At 72.8% G+C, this 17,079-nt stretch carries 17 protein-coding genes and 3 pseudogenes; 17 read left to right on the top strand and 3 right to left on the bottom strand.

Annotated elements, in window-relative coordinates; translation table 11 throughout:
• The 9 genes and pseudogenes from JL106_RS14275 to JL106_RS14235 form a co-directional block, all read left to right on the top strand.
• A pseudogene (locus JL106_RS14275) lies at positions 1-1,149 on the top strand (hypothetical protein); the annotation flags it as partial.
• Positions 1,150-1,302: 153 nt separating this feature from the next.
• A complete protein-coding gene (locus JL106_RS14270; RefSeq protein ID WP_205261404.1) occupies positions 1,303-1,881 on the top strand; it encodes a TerD family protein in 579 nt (192 codons plus the stop codon).
• Positions 1,882-1,941: 60 nt separating this feature from the next.
• Positions 1,942-2,529: a TerD family protein gene (locus JL106_RS14265; protein ID WP_205261403.1), complete on the top strand. Its 588-nt coding sequence runs from the start codon at positions 1,942-1,944 to the stop codon at positions 2,527-2,529.
• Between the two features lie 74 nt (positions 2,530-2,603).
• Positions 2,604-3,185 (top strand): TerD family protein, encoded by a 582-nt coding sequence (locus JL106_RS14260; RefSeq protein ID WP_205261402.1) that lies wholly within the window; start codon positions 2,604-2,606, stop codon positions 3,183-3,185.
• 5 nt (positions 3,186-3,190) lie between these two features.
• Positions 3,191-3,448: a putative acetyltransferase gene (locus JL106_RS14255; protein WP_205261401.1), complete on the top strand. Its 258-nt coding sequence runs from the start codon at positions 3,191-3,193 to the stop codon at positions 3,446-3,448.
• Positions 3,449-3,792: 344 nt separating this feature from the next.
• Positions 3,793-5,061, top strand: coding sequence for an LLM class flavin-dependent oxidoreductase (locus JL106_RS14250; protein ID WP_236007680.1), 1,269 nt, complete (start codon positions 3,793-3,795; stop codon positions 5,059-5,061).
• Complete coding sequence (locus JL106_RS14245) at positions 5,058-6,434, top strand: NtaA/DmoA family FMN-dependent monooxygenase (RefSeq protein ID WP_205261400.1); 1,377 nt, start codon at positions 5,058-5,060, stop codon at positions 6,432-6,434. The genes JL106_RS14250 and JL106_RS14245 overlap by 4 nt, the downstream gene beginning before the upstream one ends.
• Positions 6,431-7,060 (top strand): hypothetical protein, encoded by a 630-nt coding sequence (locus JL106_RS14240; RefSeq protein WP_205261399.1) that lies wholly within the window; start codon positions 6,431-6,433, stop codon positions 7,058-7,060. The genes JL106_RS14245 and JL106_RS14240 overlap by 4 nt, the downstream gene beginning before the upstream one ends.
• A gap of 102 nt (positions 7,061-7,162) precedes the next feature.
• Entirely contained in the window at positions 7,163-8,002 is an 840-nt protein-coding gene (locus JL106_RS14235; RefSeq protein WP_205261398.1) for an HAD-IIB family hydrolase, read from the top strand.
• A 1-nt stretch (position 8,003) separates the two neighbouring features.
• Here the strand turns inward: JL106_RS14235 and JL106_RS14230 are convergent, their stop codons facing one another.
• On the bottom strand, positions 8,004-9,020 hold the full coding sequence (locus JL106_RS14230; RefSeq protein ID WP_205261397.1) for a ketopantoate reductase family protein: 1,017 nt from the start codon (positions 9,018-9,020) through the stop codon (positions 8,004-8,006).
• Positions 9,021-9,088: 68 nt separating this feature from the next.
• On the opposite strand from JL106_RS14230, the pseudogene JL106_RS14225 reads away from it, so the two are divergent.
• The 3 genes and pseudogenes from JL106_RS14225 (at position 9,089) to JL106_RS14215 (ending at position 10,417) form a co-directional block, all read left to right on the top strand.
• Positions 9,089-9,471: pseudogene (locus tag JL106_RS14225) on the top strand (VOC family protein).
• A gap of 206 nt (positions 9,472-9,677) precedes the next feature.
• Positions 9,678-9,893, top strand: a pseudogene (locus JL106_RS22570) (hypothetical protein); the annotation flags it as partial.
• 194 nt (positions 9,894-10,087) lie between these two features.
• On the top strand, positions 10,088-10,417 hold the full coding sequence (locus JL106_RS14215; protein ID WP_205261394.1) for a hypothetical protein: 330 nt from the start codon (positions 10,088-10,090) through the stop codon (positions 10,415-10,417).
• A 21-nt stretch (positions 10,418-10,438) separates the two neighbouring features.
• Here JL106_RS14215 and JL106_RS14210 read toward each other — a convergent pair whose 3' ends face one another.
• Positions 10,439-11,449 carry an alpha/beta hydrolase gene (locus JL106_RS14210; RefSeq protein ID WP_205261393.1) on the bottom strand — a complete coding sequence of 337 codons (1,011 nt, stop codon included), beginning with the start codon at positions 11,447-11,449 and terminating at the stop codon, positions 10,439-10,441.
• 60 nt (positions 11,450-11,509) lie between these two features.
• A complete protein-coding gene (locus JL106_RS14205; RefSeq protein ID WP_205261392.1) occupies positions 11,510-12,400 on the bottom strand; it encodes a hypothetical protein in 891 nt (296 codons plus the stop codon).
• Between JL106_RS14205 and JL106_RS14200 the strand changes: the two genes are divergently transcribed.
• The 5 genes from JL106_RS14200 (at position 12,399) to JL106_RS14180 (ending at position 17,049) form a co-directional block, all read left to right on the top strand.
• Positions 12,399-12,542 (top strand): hypothetical protein, encoded by a 144-nt coding sequence (locus tag JL106_RS14200; RefSeq protein ID WP_205261391.1) that lies wholly within the window; start codon positions 12,399-12,401, stop codon positions 12,540-12,542. The two genes, JL106_RS14205 and JL106_RS14200, sit on opposite strands and share 2 nt — an antisense overlap.
• Before the next feature lie 676 nt (positions 12,543-13,218).
• Positions 13,219-14,580: an HNH endonuclease signature motif containing protein gene (locus tag JL106_RS14195; RefSeq protein WP_236007679.1), complete on the top strand. Its 1,362-nt coding sequence runs from the start codon at positions 13,219-13,221 to the stop codon at positions 14,578-14,580.
• An 81-nt stretch (positions 14,581-14,661) separates the two neighbouring features.
• A complete protein-coding gene (locus JL106_RS14190; RefSeq protein WP_205261390.1) occupies positions 14,662-15,582 on the top strand; it encodes a hypothetical protein in 921 nt (306 codons plus the stop codon).
• 103 nt (positions 15,583-15,685) lie between these two features.
• Positions 15,686-16,285, top strand: a complete 600-nt coding sequence (locus JL106_RS14185; protein ID WP_205261389.1) for a DUF4956 domain-containing protein — start codon at positions 15,686-15,688, stop codon at positions 16,283-16,285.
• On the top strand, positions 16,282-17,049 hold the full coding sequence (locus JL106_RS14180) for a polyphosphate polymerase domain-containing protein (protein ID WP_205261388.1): 768 nt from the start codon (positions 16,282-16,284) through the stop codon (positions 17,047-17,049). The genes JL106_RS14185 and JL106_RS14180 overlap by 4 nt, the downstream gene beginning before the upstream one ends.
• The last annotated feature ends 30 nt before the right edge of the window (positions 17,050-17,079 follow it).

Raw genomic sequence — 17,079 nt, 5'->3', positions numbered from 1 at the left:
GCCCCGGGGGGGCGGGGCGGGTGGGGGGGCGCGGCGCCGCTCGCGTGGGGCGGGGGGCCGACGCCGTCGGCCCCACCACCCACGGCCCCACCACCCACGGCCCCACCACCCGCACCGCCGGCGGCCGACCCGTTCGACCTGTCCGCGCCGAGCGCCCCGAGCGGCGCGAGTGGCGGCAACGACCTGCTCGACCTGTTCGGCTCGAGCGACCCACCGGCGCCGGCCCGTCCTGCCCCGGCACCGCCCGCGCCGACCGCGGACACCTCGCTGGACCTGGGCGGACCGCCGCCGGCCCGGCCCGCGGAGTCGTCGACCCCGCTGGACCTGGGCGCCCCGGCGCCGGCGTCCCGACCGGCGCCCGCGCCGTCCGGTGGCGATCCGCTGGACCTCGGGCCGACTCCGGCGGCGCGGCGGGCGACCCCCGACCCGGCCGCCGGATCGGCGCTGCTCGACCTGGGCGGCGCGCATCCGGCCGCGCCGCCCGCCGCGCGGGGACCCGCACCGACGGCCTCGCCGGTCGCCGCCCCCGCCCGCACCGCGGGGGTGCCGCCCGTCCCGGCCCTGCGGTCCGGTGCGGCCACCCTGCTGACCCGGCGCTCCCCCGTCGTCCGGCTCAGCCGGGTGCAGTCCGGCATCGGGACGCTCACCGTCGACGCCGCCGTCTCCGGGGCGTTCGCCGACCTGCGGCTGGGCGCGGCGTTCACGCTGCGGTCCGGCCTGTCCTCGATCGTCCAGCAGTCCACCGGCCGCCGGTCCGGGCCGATGGGCGAGAGCCGCCGCCCGGCGCTGCTGGCCGCGCGGGCGCAGTACGAGCGGATCAGCCTGGACCTGCGGCAGACCGGTGACCTGGAGCGGGTCGTCGTCTACGCGGTGTCCGGCACGGGGGGCGCGGTGGCCTGGGGCGGCACCCTGGTCATCACCACCTTCGGCGGCGGCCGCATCGAGGCACCCATCGAGGTGCGGGTGCCCGCCCTGGATACCCCGCCCGGGACCGCGTCCGTCCTGGTCCTGGCCTCGCTCACGGCGGTCGACGGGTGCTGGGTGGTCCGGTCCGAGATGGACGCGGTGGGCAGCACGGTGCGGGCGGCCACCCAGGCGTTCGGCTTCGACCGGGTCACCTGGCTGGACGATGCCACCCCGGTGGACTGAGCAGACGGACCGATCCGGTGTCCAACCCCGACTCATGCCGCACTCAACCGCGTCAGGAAGACTGGACGTCCCGTCCGATGCCACCACCCGGCGCCGGACGGACCGGTCCGCGACGATCGGACACGACCGGCCACGAGACGAGGGAGCACACCGATGGGCGTCAGTCTCAGCAAGGGCGGGAACGTCAGCCTGACCAAGGCCGCGCCGAACCTGACCACGGTGTCGGTCGGACTGGGCTGGGACGTCCGGTCCACCTCCGGCGCCGACTTCGACCTGGACGCCAGCGCCCTCGCGCTCAACGAGGGCCACCAGGTGCTCGGTGACGAGTGGTTCGTCTTCTTCAACAACCTGGACTCGCCGGACGGCTCGATCCACCACGAGGGCGACAACCTCACCGGTGAGGGAGAGGGCGACGACGAGGTCATCACCGTCGACCTGTCCACGGTGCCGGCCCAGGTCGCCTCGATCGTCTTCCCGGTCTCCATCTACGACGCCGAGCAGCGGCACCAGTCGTTCGGCCAGGTCCGCAATGCCTTCATCCGCGTGGTGAACGCGGCCAACGGCGAGGAGCTGGCCCGGTACGACCTGACCGAGGACGCGTCCACCGAGACGGCCATGGTCTTCGGCGAGGTCTACCGGAACCGGGGCGAGTGGAAGTTCCGGGCCATCGGCCAGGGCTACGCCACCGGCCTCGCCGGCATCGCCAAGGACTTCGGCGTCAACGTCGGCTGACCCCGACCCGCCCGCAGACCAGCACACCGGACCAGCACACGGGACCAGGAGGAACACGCAGTGGGGATCAGTCTCGTCAAGGGCGGCAACCTGTCGCTGACCAAGTCCGCGCCTGGGCTCACCGCCGTGGACATCGGGCTCGGCTGGGACGCCCGGACCACCACCGGGGCGAAGTTCGACCTGGACGCCAGCGCCCTGGGCGTGGGCGCGAACGGGTCGATCGTCAGCGACGCCTGGTTCATCTTCTTCAACCAGACCACCGCGCCGGAGAGCACGATCGTGCACAAGGGCGACAACCGCACCGGCGAGGGCGCGGGCGACGACGAGGTCATCGGTGTCAGCCTGGCCGCGCTGCCCGACTCGGTCGACAAGGTCGTCTTCCTGGCCTCCATCTACGAGACCGGCGATGACTCAGCGGCGAACGGCGTCACCTTCGGCCAGGTCCGCAACGCCTACATCCGCGTGGTGAACAGCGCGGACGGCCAGGAGCTGGCCCGCTACGACCTCACCGAGGACGCGGCCACCGAGACGGCCATGGTGTTCGGCGAGCTGTACCGGCACAACGCCGAGTGGAAGTTCCGGGCCATCGGCCAGGGCTACACCACCGGCCTGGCCGGCATCGCCAAGGACTACGGCGTCAATGTCTGATCGGCCGGCCTGACCTGCCCCGCCCCTGCTCGGGTCACCGACGGCCCGAGTCACCGACGGAAGGAATCCGCAGCATGAGCGTCAGCCTGACCAAGGGCCAGACCGTCAACCTCACCAAGTCCGGCGGCGGCTCGCTCAGCCGCGTCCGCATGGGCCTGGGCTGGGACGCGATCAAGAAGCGCGGCCTGTTCGGCGGTACCAAGCAGGTGTCCGTCGACCTGGACGCCTCCGCGTTGCTGTTCACTGCGGCCGGCCAGGTGGTCGACATCGTCTACTTCGGCCAGCTCCGCTCCAAGGACGGTTCGCTGCAGCACACCGGGGACAACCGCACCGGCGCGGGCGAGGGCGACGACGAGTCGATCCTGGTCGAACTGCCTCAGGTGCCCGCCGAGGTCGCCCACATCGTGTTCGTCGTGAACTCCTACAGCGGGCAGAACTTCAGCCAGATCGAGAACGCGGTGGCCCGGGCCGTCGACTCGGCCGACGGCGACCGCGAGCTCGTCCGCTACGAGCTGTCCGGCTCCGGCACTCACACCGCCGTCGTGATGGCCCGGCTGTCCCGCTCGGGCGCGGGCTGGACGTTCACCGCGGTGGGCACCCCGGGCGAGGGCCGTACCGCCAACCAGCTGGTGCCTCTGGTCGCCAGGACGCTCTGACGGGCGTGACCGCCCCCGAGCGGCCGGCACACCCGGTCTCGGTGCTGCGGGGATTGCCGCTGGGTACCCGCGTCGTCATCCGCAGCGCGGTGCCCGCCGGTTTCACCGACACCCTCGGGAACCTGGAGTCGATCGACGCGGAGACCGTCACCGTCCGGACCCGCCGCGGCGGGGCACGGGTGGTGCTGGCCTCGGTCGTCGCGGCCAAGCCGGTCCCCGGTCCGCCGCCGCGACGACGGGCCGGCGGCGGATCGCCCGGTTAGCGATGGAACTCGTCGTCGGCGTGCGGGCGCATCTCCTCGTCGCTGAACGGCGACACCGGCAGGCGGCCGGGGGATGCCGTCGACGGTGATGTCGACCAGCTCGGCGGGTTCGACGACCGCGGTGTCGCCGACCCAGCCACGGACCCAGCGGTCACTGTGCGCTGCCTTGAGCGTCGCGTCCTCCATCGGTCGGTCGCGCATCGTGCCGGGCGGAAAGGGCGGGGCGCCCGCCGCGGGCCGCAGGATCGGCACCCGATCCGCCCGCCGTGGCATCGATCCACGCCGGTCGGGTGTTGCTGCCTGACAGGACGACGATGCCGACGACAGGACGGGTGGTCTGCAGGATGGACGACGGCACGCACGGGCAACGGCAGCGCCTGCCGATGCTGCTGGGGATCGCCCTGGACGGCGCCGGCTGGCACGCGGCGGCCTGGCGGGAACCCGGTGTGGTCGCCGACCGACTGTTCTCGGCCGGCCACTGGGTCGACCTGGCCCGCCGGGCGGACGCCGCCGGCTTCGAGTTCCTCACGCTGGAGGACGGTCTCGGGTTGCAGGCACAGCCGTGGAACGCCGTCGCCGGCCGCACCGACCGGGTCGCCGGCCGGCTGGACGCCGCACTCGTCGCGGCCCGCATCGCCCCCGTCACCTCCCGGATCGGTCTGGTGCCGGCCACCTCGGTGACGCACACCGAGCCGTTCCACCTGTCCAAGTCGATCGCGACGCTGGACTTCGTGAGCCGTGGACGGGCCGGCTGGCGTCCGCAGGTCAGCCCCCGCCCGGCCGAGGCCGCCCACTTCGGGCGCCGGACCATGGCCGCCGAGCTCACCGACGCCGCGGTCACCGAACTGCTGGACGAGGCCGGCGACGCCGTCGAGGTGGTGCGCCGGCTGTGGGACTCGTGGGAGGACGACGCCGAGATCCGCGACGTCGCCACCGGCCGGTTCATCGACCGCGACCGGCTGCACTGCGTCGATTTCGAGGGCCGGTTCTTCTCGGTGCGCGGTCCGTCCATCACCCCGCGACCGCCGCAGGGGCAGCCGGTGGTCCTGGCGCTGGCCCACGCCCGAGTTGATGGTCGGAGCCCGTCCTCCCTCGTTCCTCGCTCGGACGACTCCTCCGCCGCCGTCCGGTTCGCCGTCCGCTCGGCCGACGTCGTGGCCATCACCCCGGCCGACGCCGTTCAGCTGCGGGAGCTGCTCGACCTGGTGGCGCAGGAGTCCGCGGCGGCCGGCCGGACCGCGCCGCTGCGGGTGGTCGCCGACCTGGTCGTCCTGCTGGACGGTCCGGACGGTGAACCCGCCGCCGAGCGCAGGGCTCGGCTGGACGCGGCCGACGGCAGCCCCCTGGTCTCGGACGCCGCGATCATGGCCGGTTCGGCCGCCGAGCTGACCGACCGGCTGACCCAGTGGTGGGGCAGTGGGGTCGACGGGTTCCGGCTGCGGCCGGCCGTGCTCCCGGACGACCTGGACACGCTCGCCCGCTCGGTGCTGCCCGAGCTGGCCCGACGCGGCCTGCGCACCGATCCGGCCCCGGGCACGCTGCGCGATCACCTGGGTCTGGCCCGACCCGAGAACCGCTACCGCAGCACCGTTGACGAGGGAGTCCCGGCGTGACCCAGCCCCGTCCGCGCAAGCAGGTCCACCTGGCCGCGCACTTTCCCGGCGTCAACAACACCACGGTGTGGAGCGACCCGGCGTCCGGCAGCCAGATCGAGTTCGACTCCTTCGTGCGCTTCGCCCAGGACGCCGAGGCGGCCCGGTTCGACTTCCTGTTCCTGGCCGAGGGTCTGCGGCTGCGCGAGCAGCACGGCCGCATCTACGACCTCGACGTGGTCGGCCGGCCCGACACCTTCACCGTGCTCGCCGCCCTGGCCGGAGTGACCGAGCGGATCGGACTGACCGGCACGATCAACTCGACGTTCAACGAGCCGTACGAGGTGGCCCGGCAGTTCGCCAGCCTCGACCACCTCTCCGACGGCCGGTCGGCCTGGAACGTGGTCACGTCCTGGGACGCCTTCACCGGCGAGAACTTCCGCCGCGGCGGCTATCTCGGGCAGGACCAGCGGTACGAACGGGCCCGGCTGTTCCTGGACGCGGTGACCACGCTGGTCGACTCCTGGCCGGAGCACGCGGTGGTGGCCGACCAGGCCGCCGGACGGTTCCTGGCCGAAGCGGATCCGGGTCGCTTCACGATCAGCGACAGCCAGTTCGACATCGCAGGTCACTTCGACGTGCCGCGCAGCCCGCAGGGCCGGCCCGTCATCTTCCAGGCAGGCGACTCGGACGCGGGACGCGACTTCGCCGCCGCCTCGGCGGACGCCATCTTCACCCGGCACGGCACCCTGGAGGCCGGACAGGCATTCACCGCCGACATCCGTGCCCGGCTCACCCGGTTCGGCCGACCGCGCGACGCGGTCAAGGTGTTGCCCGCCACCACCTTCGCCATCGCCGACACGGACGCCGAGGCTCACGAGCTGGCCGCCGGGATCCGGCTGCAGCAGGTCAGCCCGGCGACCGCCATCATGCTGGCCGAGCAGCTGTGGAACCGGGACCTGTCCGACCTCGACCCGGAGGGGCCACTGCCCGACGTCGATCCGATCGTGGGCGAGAGCACGGTCGCGCAGGGCCGGGCCAGCGTCCGCATGGTCACCGATCAGCTGGAGACCGCGCAGCGGTGGCGCGCCGCCGCGGCCGAGCACGGGTGGAACCTGCGCCGCACGGTCGCCGAGATGGGCAACCGGCAGCACCTGATCGGCAGTCCCGCCACCGTGGCCGATCTGATCGAGCGGTACGTCGACTCCGACGCCTGTGACGGGTTCATCCTGGTGCCGCACCTGGTCCCGGGCGGGTTGCAGGCGTTCACCGAGACCGTGGTGCCGCTGCTGCAGGAGCGCGGTGTGCACCGCACCGAGTACGAGGGCACCACCCTGCGCGAGCACCTGGGGCTGGCCCCGCTGCAGCGGCCCGCGGGACGCCGGACTGCGTGATCGCGCCGGCGGTGCTGCGGCAGGCGGTTGAGAACAACGCCGTCTGGTGCGACCACGTCTGCCGGCTGGCCGGCGTGGCGACCACCTGGCGGGCGGACGCCTGGACCGCCCGGCCGCGTACCCCGACCGGCTACCCGGACGCGGTGACGCGGGAGCCGGACGTCGATGCGGAGGCGCTGCTGAGCCGGATCGACGCCGGTCCGGGCTGCTCGGTCAAGGACGGCTTCGCCACGCTCGACCTGTCTGCGCACGGCTTCCGCGTGCTCTTCGACGCCGAGTGGATCCATCTGCCCGCGCCGGCCGGCTCACGGCGAGCCGGGCACCGGGGCGGCGTCAGGCGGTTCGAGGTGGACGGGGGCTCGGTGATGGCCAGCCTCAGCGGGACGGTGGTCGGCCTGTCCAACCTGGTCCTGACCGGTGCTGACGCGACGGTGGTGTGGCTGCGGGCGGTCCGCGCGGTCGCCGATGCGTTCCCGGGTCGGGACCTCGTCGGGTACGAACGACCCGAGGACTTGTCACCCGCCCGGGCGGCTGGTTTCCGCCTCATCGGCCCGCTGCGGGTGTGGTGGCGGGGGACCCCTCCGACCGCCGGCTGGGGCGATCTCCGCTGGTCGGCGGCTCGGTGAGGTCGGTCGCAGATCCCCGGGCCGCCGGTCAGGCCCGTGTTAGCCTCGCCCGCGTTCGACACGGGGAGTCGCCGTCGGTGGCGGTCGGAAGCGGGGGATCGGTTGACGCACGCGCTGCAGGGCCTGGAACTGGTCGCGTTCGACCTGGACGACACGTTGGCGCCGTCGAAGTCGCGGATCGACCCGGAGATGGCCGAACTGCTCACCGGGCTGCTGCCGCACGTCCGGGTCTGCATCATCTCGGGAGGCCGCTTCGAGCAGTTCGACACCCAGGTGCTGGCCAACCTGCCGACCGCACTCGACGCAGTGACGAACGGCGACGCCTCATCCGGATCAGCGGCCGAGACCGCGCTGGCCCGGATGCACCTGATGCCGACCTGCGGCACCCAGTACTACGAACGTCAGGACGGTGCCTGGACCCGCGTCTACGCCGAGGACCTGTCCGAGCCGGACAAGCAGCGGGTGGTCGAGGTGCTGACCGCCGGCGCCAAGGAGCTCGGCCTGTGGGAGTCGCAGACCTGGGGCCCGATCATCGAGGACCGGGGCAGCCAGATCACCTTCTCCGCCCTCGGTCAGCAGGCTCCGGTCGACGCCAAGCACGCCTGGGATCCGGACGGGGTGAAGAAGGAGCGGCTGCGGACCTACGCGGCGCCGCTGCTGCCCGAGCTCGAGGTCCGCGGTGGCGGGTCGACGTCGATCGACGTGACCCGCAAGGGCGTGGACAAGGCCTACGGCATGGCCAAGCTGTTGGAGCGGCTCGACCTGCGCCCCGACCAGGTGCTGTTCGTCGGTGACCGGCTCGACCCGGGCGGCAACGACTACCCGGTCAAGTCGCTGGGCATCCGCACCGTGGCCGTCGAGCAATGGCAGCACACGGCCGTCTTCGTGCGCGGCATGATCGCCACCTTCGAGCAGGCCGCGCTGGCGCCGGCGAGCGCCTGACTCAGGACCCGACGCCCAGCGCGTCGAGCAGTTGTCCGGCCAGCTCGCCCGGGGCCGCGCCGATCGTGGCGGCGCGCCGGCACATCCGCGCCACCGTCTCGTCGACGGGCGCCTCCCGGCCGAGACGGTGTGCGATGCGGACGATCTCGCCGTTGAGGTAGTCCGTCTCGATGGATCCGGTGCCGCGGGCCAGCGACTGCCAGGACGATCCGCCGAGTCGTTCCGGCTCGCCCGGGACCGGCCGCGGCGTCAGCGAGTCGGCCCGGGCCGCGGTGTGCTCGTCCTCGTCGACCAGCTCGATGCCGGCGGCGGCCAGCACCTCCCGGGCCTCCACCTCGGCCCGGGCGGTCAGCTCGGCCAGCGCCGGGTGGTCGTCACCCAGCACGGCCTGCAGTCCGTTGCCCAGATTGCTGATCAGCTTGCGGTACTTCCACGGCATCACGTCCGCCGGCAGGGCCACCCGGATGCCACTGTCGGTCCACGGCTGCTGCAGCGCGGTGAGCGCGGCCGGCGCCGGGCCGAGGGGCACCGGGCCGATGTGCAGCATGCCCAGCACCGGAGCGGACCGGACGATCACCTCACCGGGCTCCAGGTGGATCGCCGGCAGCCACACGCAGCAGCCGAGCACGGTCCGGAACCACCGCGACGCCAGGTCCTCGCTGACCACCCCGTTCAGCGCGGTGATGATGGGCAACCGCTCCCCCGCCGTGCCCACCACGGTGCCGGCGTCCCACACCGGCAGGTCGGCCCACACCGGCAGCACGTCGACGGCCTGGTGCGTCTTGACCGTCAGCACCAGGACGTCGTCGACGGTGAGGTCCGCCTCGGCCGGGTCGGTGATGACCGGCGGGTGCACGGTGAACGCCCCATCCGGGGTCCGCAGGGTCAGGCCGTCCTCGCGCATCACCTCCGCGTGTCGGCCGCGGGCGACCAGCAGCACGTCCTGGCCGGTCCGGGCCAGCGCGCCGCCGATGGTGCCGCCGACCGCGCCGGCTCCGATGATCACGTACCGAGTCATGGGCGACAGTGTGCGCCGGGGCGGTTCGGGCCCCGGGGGCGGCCGTTCCCCCCGGCTGACCTGCCGCCATGGCCTGTCGCCTCACCGAGCTCGTCCTCGATGCCAACGATCCCGACGCCCTGGCCACCTTCTGGTGCTCGGCGCTGGGGTACGAGCGACTGGACGAGGAGGACGGCGTCATCGAGATCGGACCGCCGGGCGGCACGGGCGGCTCGGGTGGCTCGCTGCCGACCATCGTGTTCCTGCGTCGCTCGAGCCGAAGACGGCCAAGCTGCGGCTGCACCTCGACGTCAACCCGACCGACCGGGACCAGGACGCGGAACTCGAGCGACTGCTCGACCTGGGCGCCCGGACGGTGGACATCGGCCAGCGCGGGGACGAGTCGTGGCACGTGCTGGCCGACCCGGAGGGCAACGAGTTCTGCCTGCTCCGCGCCCGGGTGTCGGCCTGACCCGTTGCCGGCCGGCTCCCCGGGCCGCTCTGGGTGCCCCGGCGAGCGATCGTTGAGACAATCGAGATCAATTGCCACAGGCCGGGTCCGGCGGCATCTGGTATTCCCTGCGAGTCAGTGGGGACTGATGGTGGGCGTCGGCGGATCGGGATGACGGCACCCCGACCGCACGGCACCGCGTGCAGTCCACGACGAAGGGAGTACCCGTGACCGAGGCACCGCTCGAGCAGCAGCAGACGTCCAGCTTCGCCGACCTGGGCAAGCAGATGTGGTCGTACCTGACCGGTCAGGGCGCCGCGATCAACTACCAGTTCGTCGACATGACCGTCGAGGTCCCCCGCGAGACCGGGGCGGACTCGCCGCGTGCGGTGTGGAAGCTCGACGGCACCCTGCGCATCACGACCGACGAGGGACGAGCGAGCGCGGGCTCCGACCATTGCAGCGGGAGGAGTCGCGCGAGCGCCGGACGAGCGAGCGCGGGCTCCGACCATCGAGTGCCGCCCAGCGTGTGCCTGGGGGTCCGGACCGGCCGAGGGTCCTGACCACCACGGTCACGGCCGATCTGGACCTGCAGGTCGACGGGATCCCGGCGCACCTGTCGGGATCCGGGTCGACCTTGACGCTGCGCACCGACGACGCCTGGCACCTGTGGCGGTCGCTCCCCGTCCTGCCCCACACCCAACGGGCAGGACCGGGCTGGCGACGGCGCCGGCACCGACCACGCGGACTCAGCGTGGTCGGTGGCTTCGGCGAGGCGTTGCAGGAGTTGGGGTTGCGGCTGGAGGTGACCGACAGGCACGGCACCGTCGCCAGTCTCGGTGCTGGCACCACGTCGGCCCAGGGGAAGCTGCTGACCGGCAGCCGGACCGTGTCGGTGCCGTTGCGGTTCACGCTGGTCACGCGGGTGGCGCACGCGGTGGCCACCGGACGGCGCCGCTCCTCCTGACCGGCGCCGTCCGGCCTGACGTCAGCGCGCCAGGATCCGGGCCAGCCAGCGCGGCCGGGCGGCCAGCGCGTCCCGGGACAGCATCATCTCGGGGGCGAACATGTCGAAGCCGTGGAACGCGCCCGGCCAGACGTGCAGCTCGCACTCGCCACCGGCGTGCCACAGCCGGGTGGCGTACTCGACGTCCTCGTCGCGGAAGGTCTCCGCGGTGCCGACGTCGATGAAGGCCGGCGGCAGCCCGGACACGTCGGTGGCGCGGGCGGGCGCCGCGTACGGCGACACGTCGGGGCCACCCCGCCGGTCACCGAGCAGCGCGGTCCAGCCGGTCAGGTTGGAGGTGCTGTCCCACACGCCGCGGCCGGCCATCTGCCGGCTCGACACCGACTCGTTGCGGTCGTCCAGCATCGGGTAGAGCAGGATTTGGGCCAGCAGGGCCGGACCGCCGCGGTCCCGGGCCAACAGGGCCAGCCCGGCAGCCAGCCCACCACCGGCGCTTCCACCGGCAACGATGATCCGCTCCGGGTCGATGCCGAGCTCGGCGGCGTGTTCGGCGGTCCAGACGAGGCCGGCATAGCAGTCCTCGATCGGCGCGGGGTCGGGGTGCTCGGGAGCGAGCCGGTACTCGACGGAGACGACCGCGAGCCCGAACTCGGCGGCCAGGTCGAGCATGGTCAGGATGCCGGTGCGGTTGTCGCCGATGATCATCCCGCCGCCGTGGGTGTGGTAGATCGCCGGCGTCGCCGCGCTCACCCCGGTCGGCCGGCAGATGAGCAGCGAGATGTCCGGCGCGCCGTCCGGGCCTGGCACCGATCGTTCCTCGACGTCGAAGGCACCCGCGCGACGGAGGTCGTCGTCGGTCACCGGGTTGAGCGCGCCCTCCCGCATCGCGCTGATCATCTCGGGCGTGATGGACGACGGCAGCTGACCGGCCAGGCCGGCCAGCAGCGCTCCGAGTTCAGGGTCGAAGGGCGGTGGCGGACCGAAGGCGGGGACACCGGTCCCGGTCGGCACGGGGGTGATCTGATCGGTCATCGGCACTCCATCGTGCGCGGGGCCACGCGGTCGTGACCCGGGTGATCACATGATGGCCGATCACCGCGCGTACGGCAGGGGCCGCGATCCGAGCCCGACCAGGGTGCCCTGCAGCGGCCGGTCTCCGGTCACGGTCACCGAGCAGTCAGCCAGCGCACGACCGGTCGGCGGCTCGACCGCGATGCGCAACGCCCCGTCGGCGGTCGGATCGGCCATGCGGGTGCGCTGCGCGATCCGTTCCCGGCAGGACGTGAGCAACTGCTCGTCGGTGGGCGTCCCGCCGCGGGACGCGAGCCACGCCAACGTCTCTCGGGTGTGCAGCTCCGAGCAGGCGACGGGTTCGTCGCCGTCCGGACCGACGGCGGTGCAGACGCCGAGCCCGGTCAGGTCACGGGCACCGATGCGCTGATCGGGCGCGCCGCGGCCCCGGTCGGGTGCGACCACGCAGGCCGACCACCGCTCGCCGGCCGACCGTGCCGCCGCGGTCGGCCCGACCAACAGCACCCCGATCTCGACGGCGGGGTCCCAGGCCAGGACTCCGCTGTCGCGCTCATCGATGACCCGGGCCAGACCGCGGTCCTCCCGCCAGGCCCGCCACGGCAGCTGGCAGGTCTGGCTGGACAGTCGGCTGTACTGGGCGCTGTCCACCTGCGACGGTCCGACGAGGTCCAGGCCGGCCCAGATCACTCGGCCCACCGCGCGGTCGTCACACGGTCCGGGTTGCGCGTCCGGGAAGCCGCTGACGATGGGACCGGTCCAGGGCTGTCGCCGGTCGACATCATCGAAGAGCCGGGTGATGTCCAGGACGCAGCCACCGGCGATCGGCAGGTCGGGCACGCCGCGGGCCACACCGGCGATCCGCCGGTCGGCGTTCGGGACGACCAGGACGGCCAGCAGCACCAGCGCGAGCGCGGCTGCGCCGGCGACCATGCGGGTGCGATCGGTCGTCATGCCCACCTCCTGGGACCAGGATGACGGATGGGTGCAGGTACCGTCCGTCTCCACGATCGGCGCCGGTCACAGCGGTGCGCTCGCCCCCATGGCCGACGTGGTGGATCCGTCGCCGGTGGATCCGGCCGTGCCCGACGCTTGAGTCCGGCGGATCGCAGCCACGGGTCCCGACCGCCTCGACGGCGCGGCACTGGCCGACCTCATCACCGCGACCGAACGCCTGAAGGCCGCGTTGACCGATCGACAGATTCGGGCGACGGCTGCGCTGCTGATCGTCGGCTGACGCGCACCACCTGCGCGGTGGCCAGCTCGCTCGCTGCCCACACCGGGATGATTGTGTTCCGGCCGGCCCGACGCTCGAGGACGCGCCCGCCGGTGTCGAAGTCGCCCGGGCGGCGGGCTGCGCCGTGATCAGCGTGTTGACCACGCACGACCGGCCGGGCGCCCCGACCGTGATCGCGCTGTGCGACCTGGTGGTGGGGTCAGCGGGTCCGGGCCGCCCGCCGCCCGGGCGGCCGGGGGCTGTCGCCGGGTGTTGAGCGGGGCTGCGGACGACGGCGACGTCCGCAGCCACGCCGACCGGGTCACCGGCGTCCATGCCTGGCACCTACCGGCGCATCGCCCGCCGGCGACGCTCCCCATCCAGCTCCACGTTCGTCTCGTCCACGATCCGCGAGATTGATTGCGGCAGAAGCGTCGTCGCACATCTTCCGTCCATTGGACACCGAGCTACTCGACAGTGCGACGACCAGAACGCCACCCGTTCGATCATGTGGACAACCTCAATACCCGCTGTTCACAGACGTATGATCGAACACATGTCGACCATGACACTCTCGCCGTCGGTGATCCCGGCCGTGGTCGCCGCCTGGGTCGAACAGCTCGCCGCGACGGCACCGAGTGGGATGGATGACCACGCGCTGGTCGAGCTGATCACCGCGGTCGAACGGCTCAAGGCGGCCGGCGCCGCTCTGCAGGCCCGCGCCACCACCTGCCTGCTGGACCAGCAACTCACCGCCTCCGACCGGTCTGCTTCGGCCAACGAGCCGGGGGACGCGGCCAAACGCCGCCGGGTGGCGGTGCGACGATCCGTCGGAGCGCAGGTCGCGCTCGCCCGGCGGGTCTCACCCGCCCAGGGCGGTCGGCATCTCGGGTTGGCCCTGTCCCTGCGCGACGAACTGCCCCGTCTCGCGTCCGCGCTGCGCCGCGGCGAGGTCAGCGAGTGGAAGGCCACCCTCGTCGCCCGGGAGACCGCCTGCCTGACCCGCACCGACCAGCGGCAGGCGGACGAGCAGTTGGCCGACTCGTACGTGGGTCTCGGGGACCGGGCGTTGGCCGCCGAGGCGACCCGGATCGCCTACCGACTCGACCCGAAACAGGCGGTCGCGCGGAACGCCAAAGCCCACCACGACCGGCGGGTCAACCTCCGCACGGCGCCGGACTGCATGACGTACCTGACCGCGCTGCTGCCCGTCGTCCAAGGCGTCTCTGTGATTGCGGCCCTGCAGCGGCACGCCGACACCGTGTTCGCCACCGGCGACGAGCGTGGCCGGGGCCAGGTGATGGCCGATGAGTTGGTTGCTCGCGTCACCGCCGGAACCGTGACCGAGTCAGGCGATCCCGATGCTGAGGACGACGTCAGCGAGCTGCCCACCGTGCCGGCCGGGGTGGACCTGACCATCAACCTGGTCATGACCGACCGCACCCTGCTCGACGGCGACACCGAACCCGCCGTGATCGTCGGCCACGGACCGGTCCCGGCCGGCCTCGCCCGGCACCTCATCCGCGAAGCCCCCGAATCCAGCCGAGTGTTCATCCGGCGCCTGTTCACCGACCCGAATGGCCAGGTCAGCCAGGCTGATCCACGCCGTCGCCGCTTCGGTCACCTCGACCGACAGTTCCTCATCGCCCGCGACCAGACCTGCCGAACACCCTGGTGCGACGCCCCCATCCGCCACGCCGACCACATCCAGCCCCACACCGACCAAGGCCCCACCACCGACAACGGCCAAGGCCTCTGCGCCCGCTGCAACCTCACCAAAGACCACGACGGCTGGCACACGACTGGATCCGCAGCGGCTGCCGTCGTCACCACCCCCACCGGCCACACCTACGCCAGTGCCCCACCCCCACCGCCCCGGTCCCGTCCGTGGCACACCGTGATCAGCCGGCTGCAGTGATCCACTCCGTCCCGGACAGCTGTGCGGAAGCCCTCACCGTGCAGGGCAGAACCGGGCGTCGCCGGTGGCTAGGTTCAGCGGATGGACAGGCGGTGGCTCGGCGCGGTGATGCTGGCCATGGCGCTGCTGGCCGTCGTGGTGGTGTCGGTCATCGACGACCGGATCGTCGGCGGCCGCCCGGTCGCCGAACCGCTCGTACCGGCCCCCCGGACCGGCGACTGCGTGATCGGCTTCCTCGACCAGGCCACCTCGTACGGCAGTCCGCTGTACCTGCCCAGTCCTGCCGTCCGCGCGTGCGACGGTCCGCGACAGGGCGAGGTCGTCTTCGTGGTGCCGGACTACGTGGCCAGCGTGGTCGCGCCGGACCGCGACTTCCGGCAGCCGACCCTGGCCGAGTCCTGCCGGGACCAGGCCGGCACCTACCTCGGTCTGGATCCGGTCCCCGAGCCGCACGCCGGTGCCCCATCCACCGTCCCGAACGGGATGTGGTCGGCAACCGCCGGTTTCGGCTCCGCACTCATCGGCCCGGGACCGCGTCAGGCCGCCGCCGGGCAGGCCTGGGGCGCGTGCATCGTGTATCCGATCGACCTGGCCGGCGATCCCGCCGGCGCGCTGGCCGGACCGGTCGCCGGCGTCCTGCACCTCACCACTCCCGACACCGCCCGGTTCGGGGTGTGCCGCGAGCAGGTCGGTGGCGCGGCGGTCGGGTGCACCCGACCGCATCGCGCCGAGCTGTTCGGCTTCACCACCGTGACGCCGGACGTCGAGCCGTCGCAGCTCGAGTCGTCGTGCCGCGACCTGGTGACCACCGCCACCGACATGCCCGACCCCACCGCCGCGGGCCGGCTGCGCATCACCGTGACCGTCCGGTCGCACAACGGCTCGGCCTCCGACGATCCGCTCGGTACCGTGGCCCAGTGCGCGATCGAGCTCACCGATCCGGTGCACTCGCTGACCTCCAGCCTGTGGGCGCTCGGTTCGACCGCACTGCCGGTGGGCTGACCGGCGCCCGCGGAACCGTGATGCATCCCGTGTGCTGGGCCAGCACACAGTCGGGATACAGGGACCGCGGGCGGAATGGTCGGGACTTCCTTGGAGGACTCCCGTGCCGCAGATCGCACTCTTCGCCGCCGACTTCGTCGCCGTCGGCCTGCTCACCTTCGCCCTGTACTTCCCCCGACACCGTCGGCGGGATCTCGTGGTGGCATACCTGGGCGTCAACGCCGGCGTCCTGGCCGTGTCGAGCGTGCTCACCTCCACCTCGGCGGCCGCCGGCGTCGGACTGGGCCTGTTCGGCGTGCTGTCGATCATCCGGCTCCGGTCGACAGAACTCGAGCAACACGAAGTGGCCTACTACTTCTCAGCGCTCGCGCTCGGGCTGCTGGCCGGTCTGACGGCCACGCCGGGATGGGTGTCGCCGGCGCTCATGGCGATGATCGTCCTGGTCATGTTCGTCGGCGACCACCCGGCGCTGTTCCAGCGGTACCGCCACCAGGTGGTGGTCCTCGACCGGGCGTTCCCCCGGGAATCGGACCTGGTCGCCCACCTCGAGGAGATGCTCGGCGCCCGCGTGCACCGCGTCGTGGTGCAGCGGCTCGACCTGGTGAACGACACCACGACGGTCGAAGCCCGGTACGCCCTTCGTCCGCGGCAGGACGTCGGCCACCGCCTGGACGCCGCCAGTCACGAGGTGATCGCCCGATGACCGGCCACGCCGTCGCGACGATCGATGCATTGCCTTCGATCTCGCTCGACGATCTGGTCATCCAGGCCGCGCTGCTCGATCGGATGGACCGGAAGTACCTGGTGCCCCGGGTCCAGCTCGACGACCTGGTCGCGGCGATCGGCCCGGGAGCGCAGGTCCTGGACATCGCCGGCCGGCGCGACTTCGGCTACGAGTCCGTGTACTTCGACACGCCCGACCTGCTCTGCTACCACCTCGCCGCGCACCGTCGCCGGCGGCGGTTCAAGCTGCGGACGCGGACCTACCTCGACTCGGCCGAGTGTTGGTTCGAGGTCAAGACCCGGGACGGCCGCGGCCGCACGGTGAAGTCCCGGCGCCCGCACGAGTCCGCCCACCCCGCGGTGGTCGACCCGGAGACGGCAGTGTTCGCCGAGAGGGCGATCTCAACAGCGGGTCTCGACCGTCGGACCGGTCTGGTGGTGGCACCGGTGATGACCACCAGCTACCGCCGGACGACCCTGTTCCTCCCCGCGTCCCGCAGCCGCGTCACCATCGACACCGACCTGCGCTGGGCGATCGACGGGCACCGTGAGCTGCGGCTGCCGGAACTGGCCATCGTCGAGACCAAGACCGCCGACCGGCTGTCCGAGGTCGACCACCTGCTCTGGCGACGCCGGTGCCGGCCCAGTCGCGTCTCGAAGTACGGGACCGGGCTGGCCGCCCTGCGTCCCGAGCTGCCGTCGACCACGTGGAACCGCACGCTCCGCCGCCATTTCGAGCGTTGAGCCCCTCCCCTCCCCGACCGACCTGGAGCA

Origin of the sequence: Nakamurella leprariae (assembly GCF_016918035.1) — a bacterium.
GTDB lineage: Bacteria > Actinomycetota > Actinomycetes > Mycobacteriales > Nakamurellaceae > Nakamurella > Nakamurella leprariae.
The sequence above is the reverse complement of the archived record's forward strand: the minus strand, read 5'-3'. Positions and strand labels throughout refer to the sequence as shown.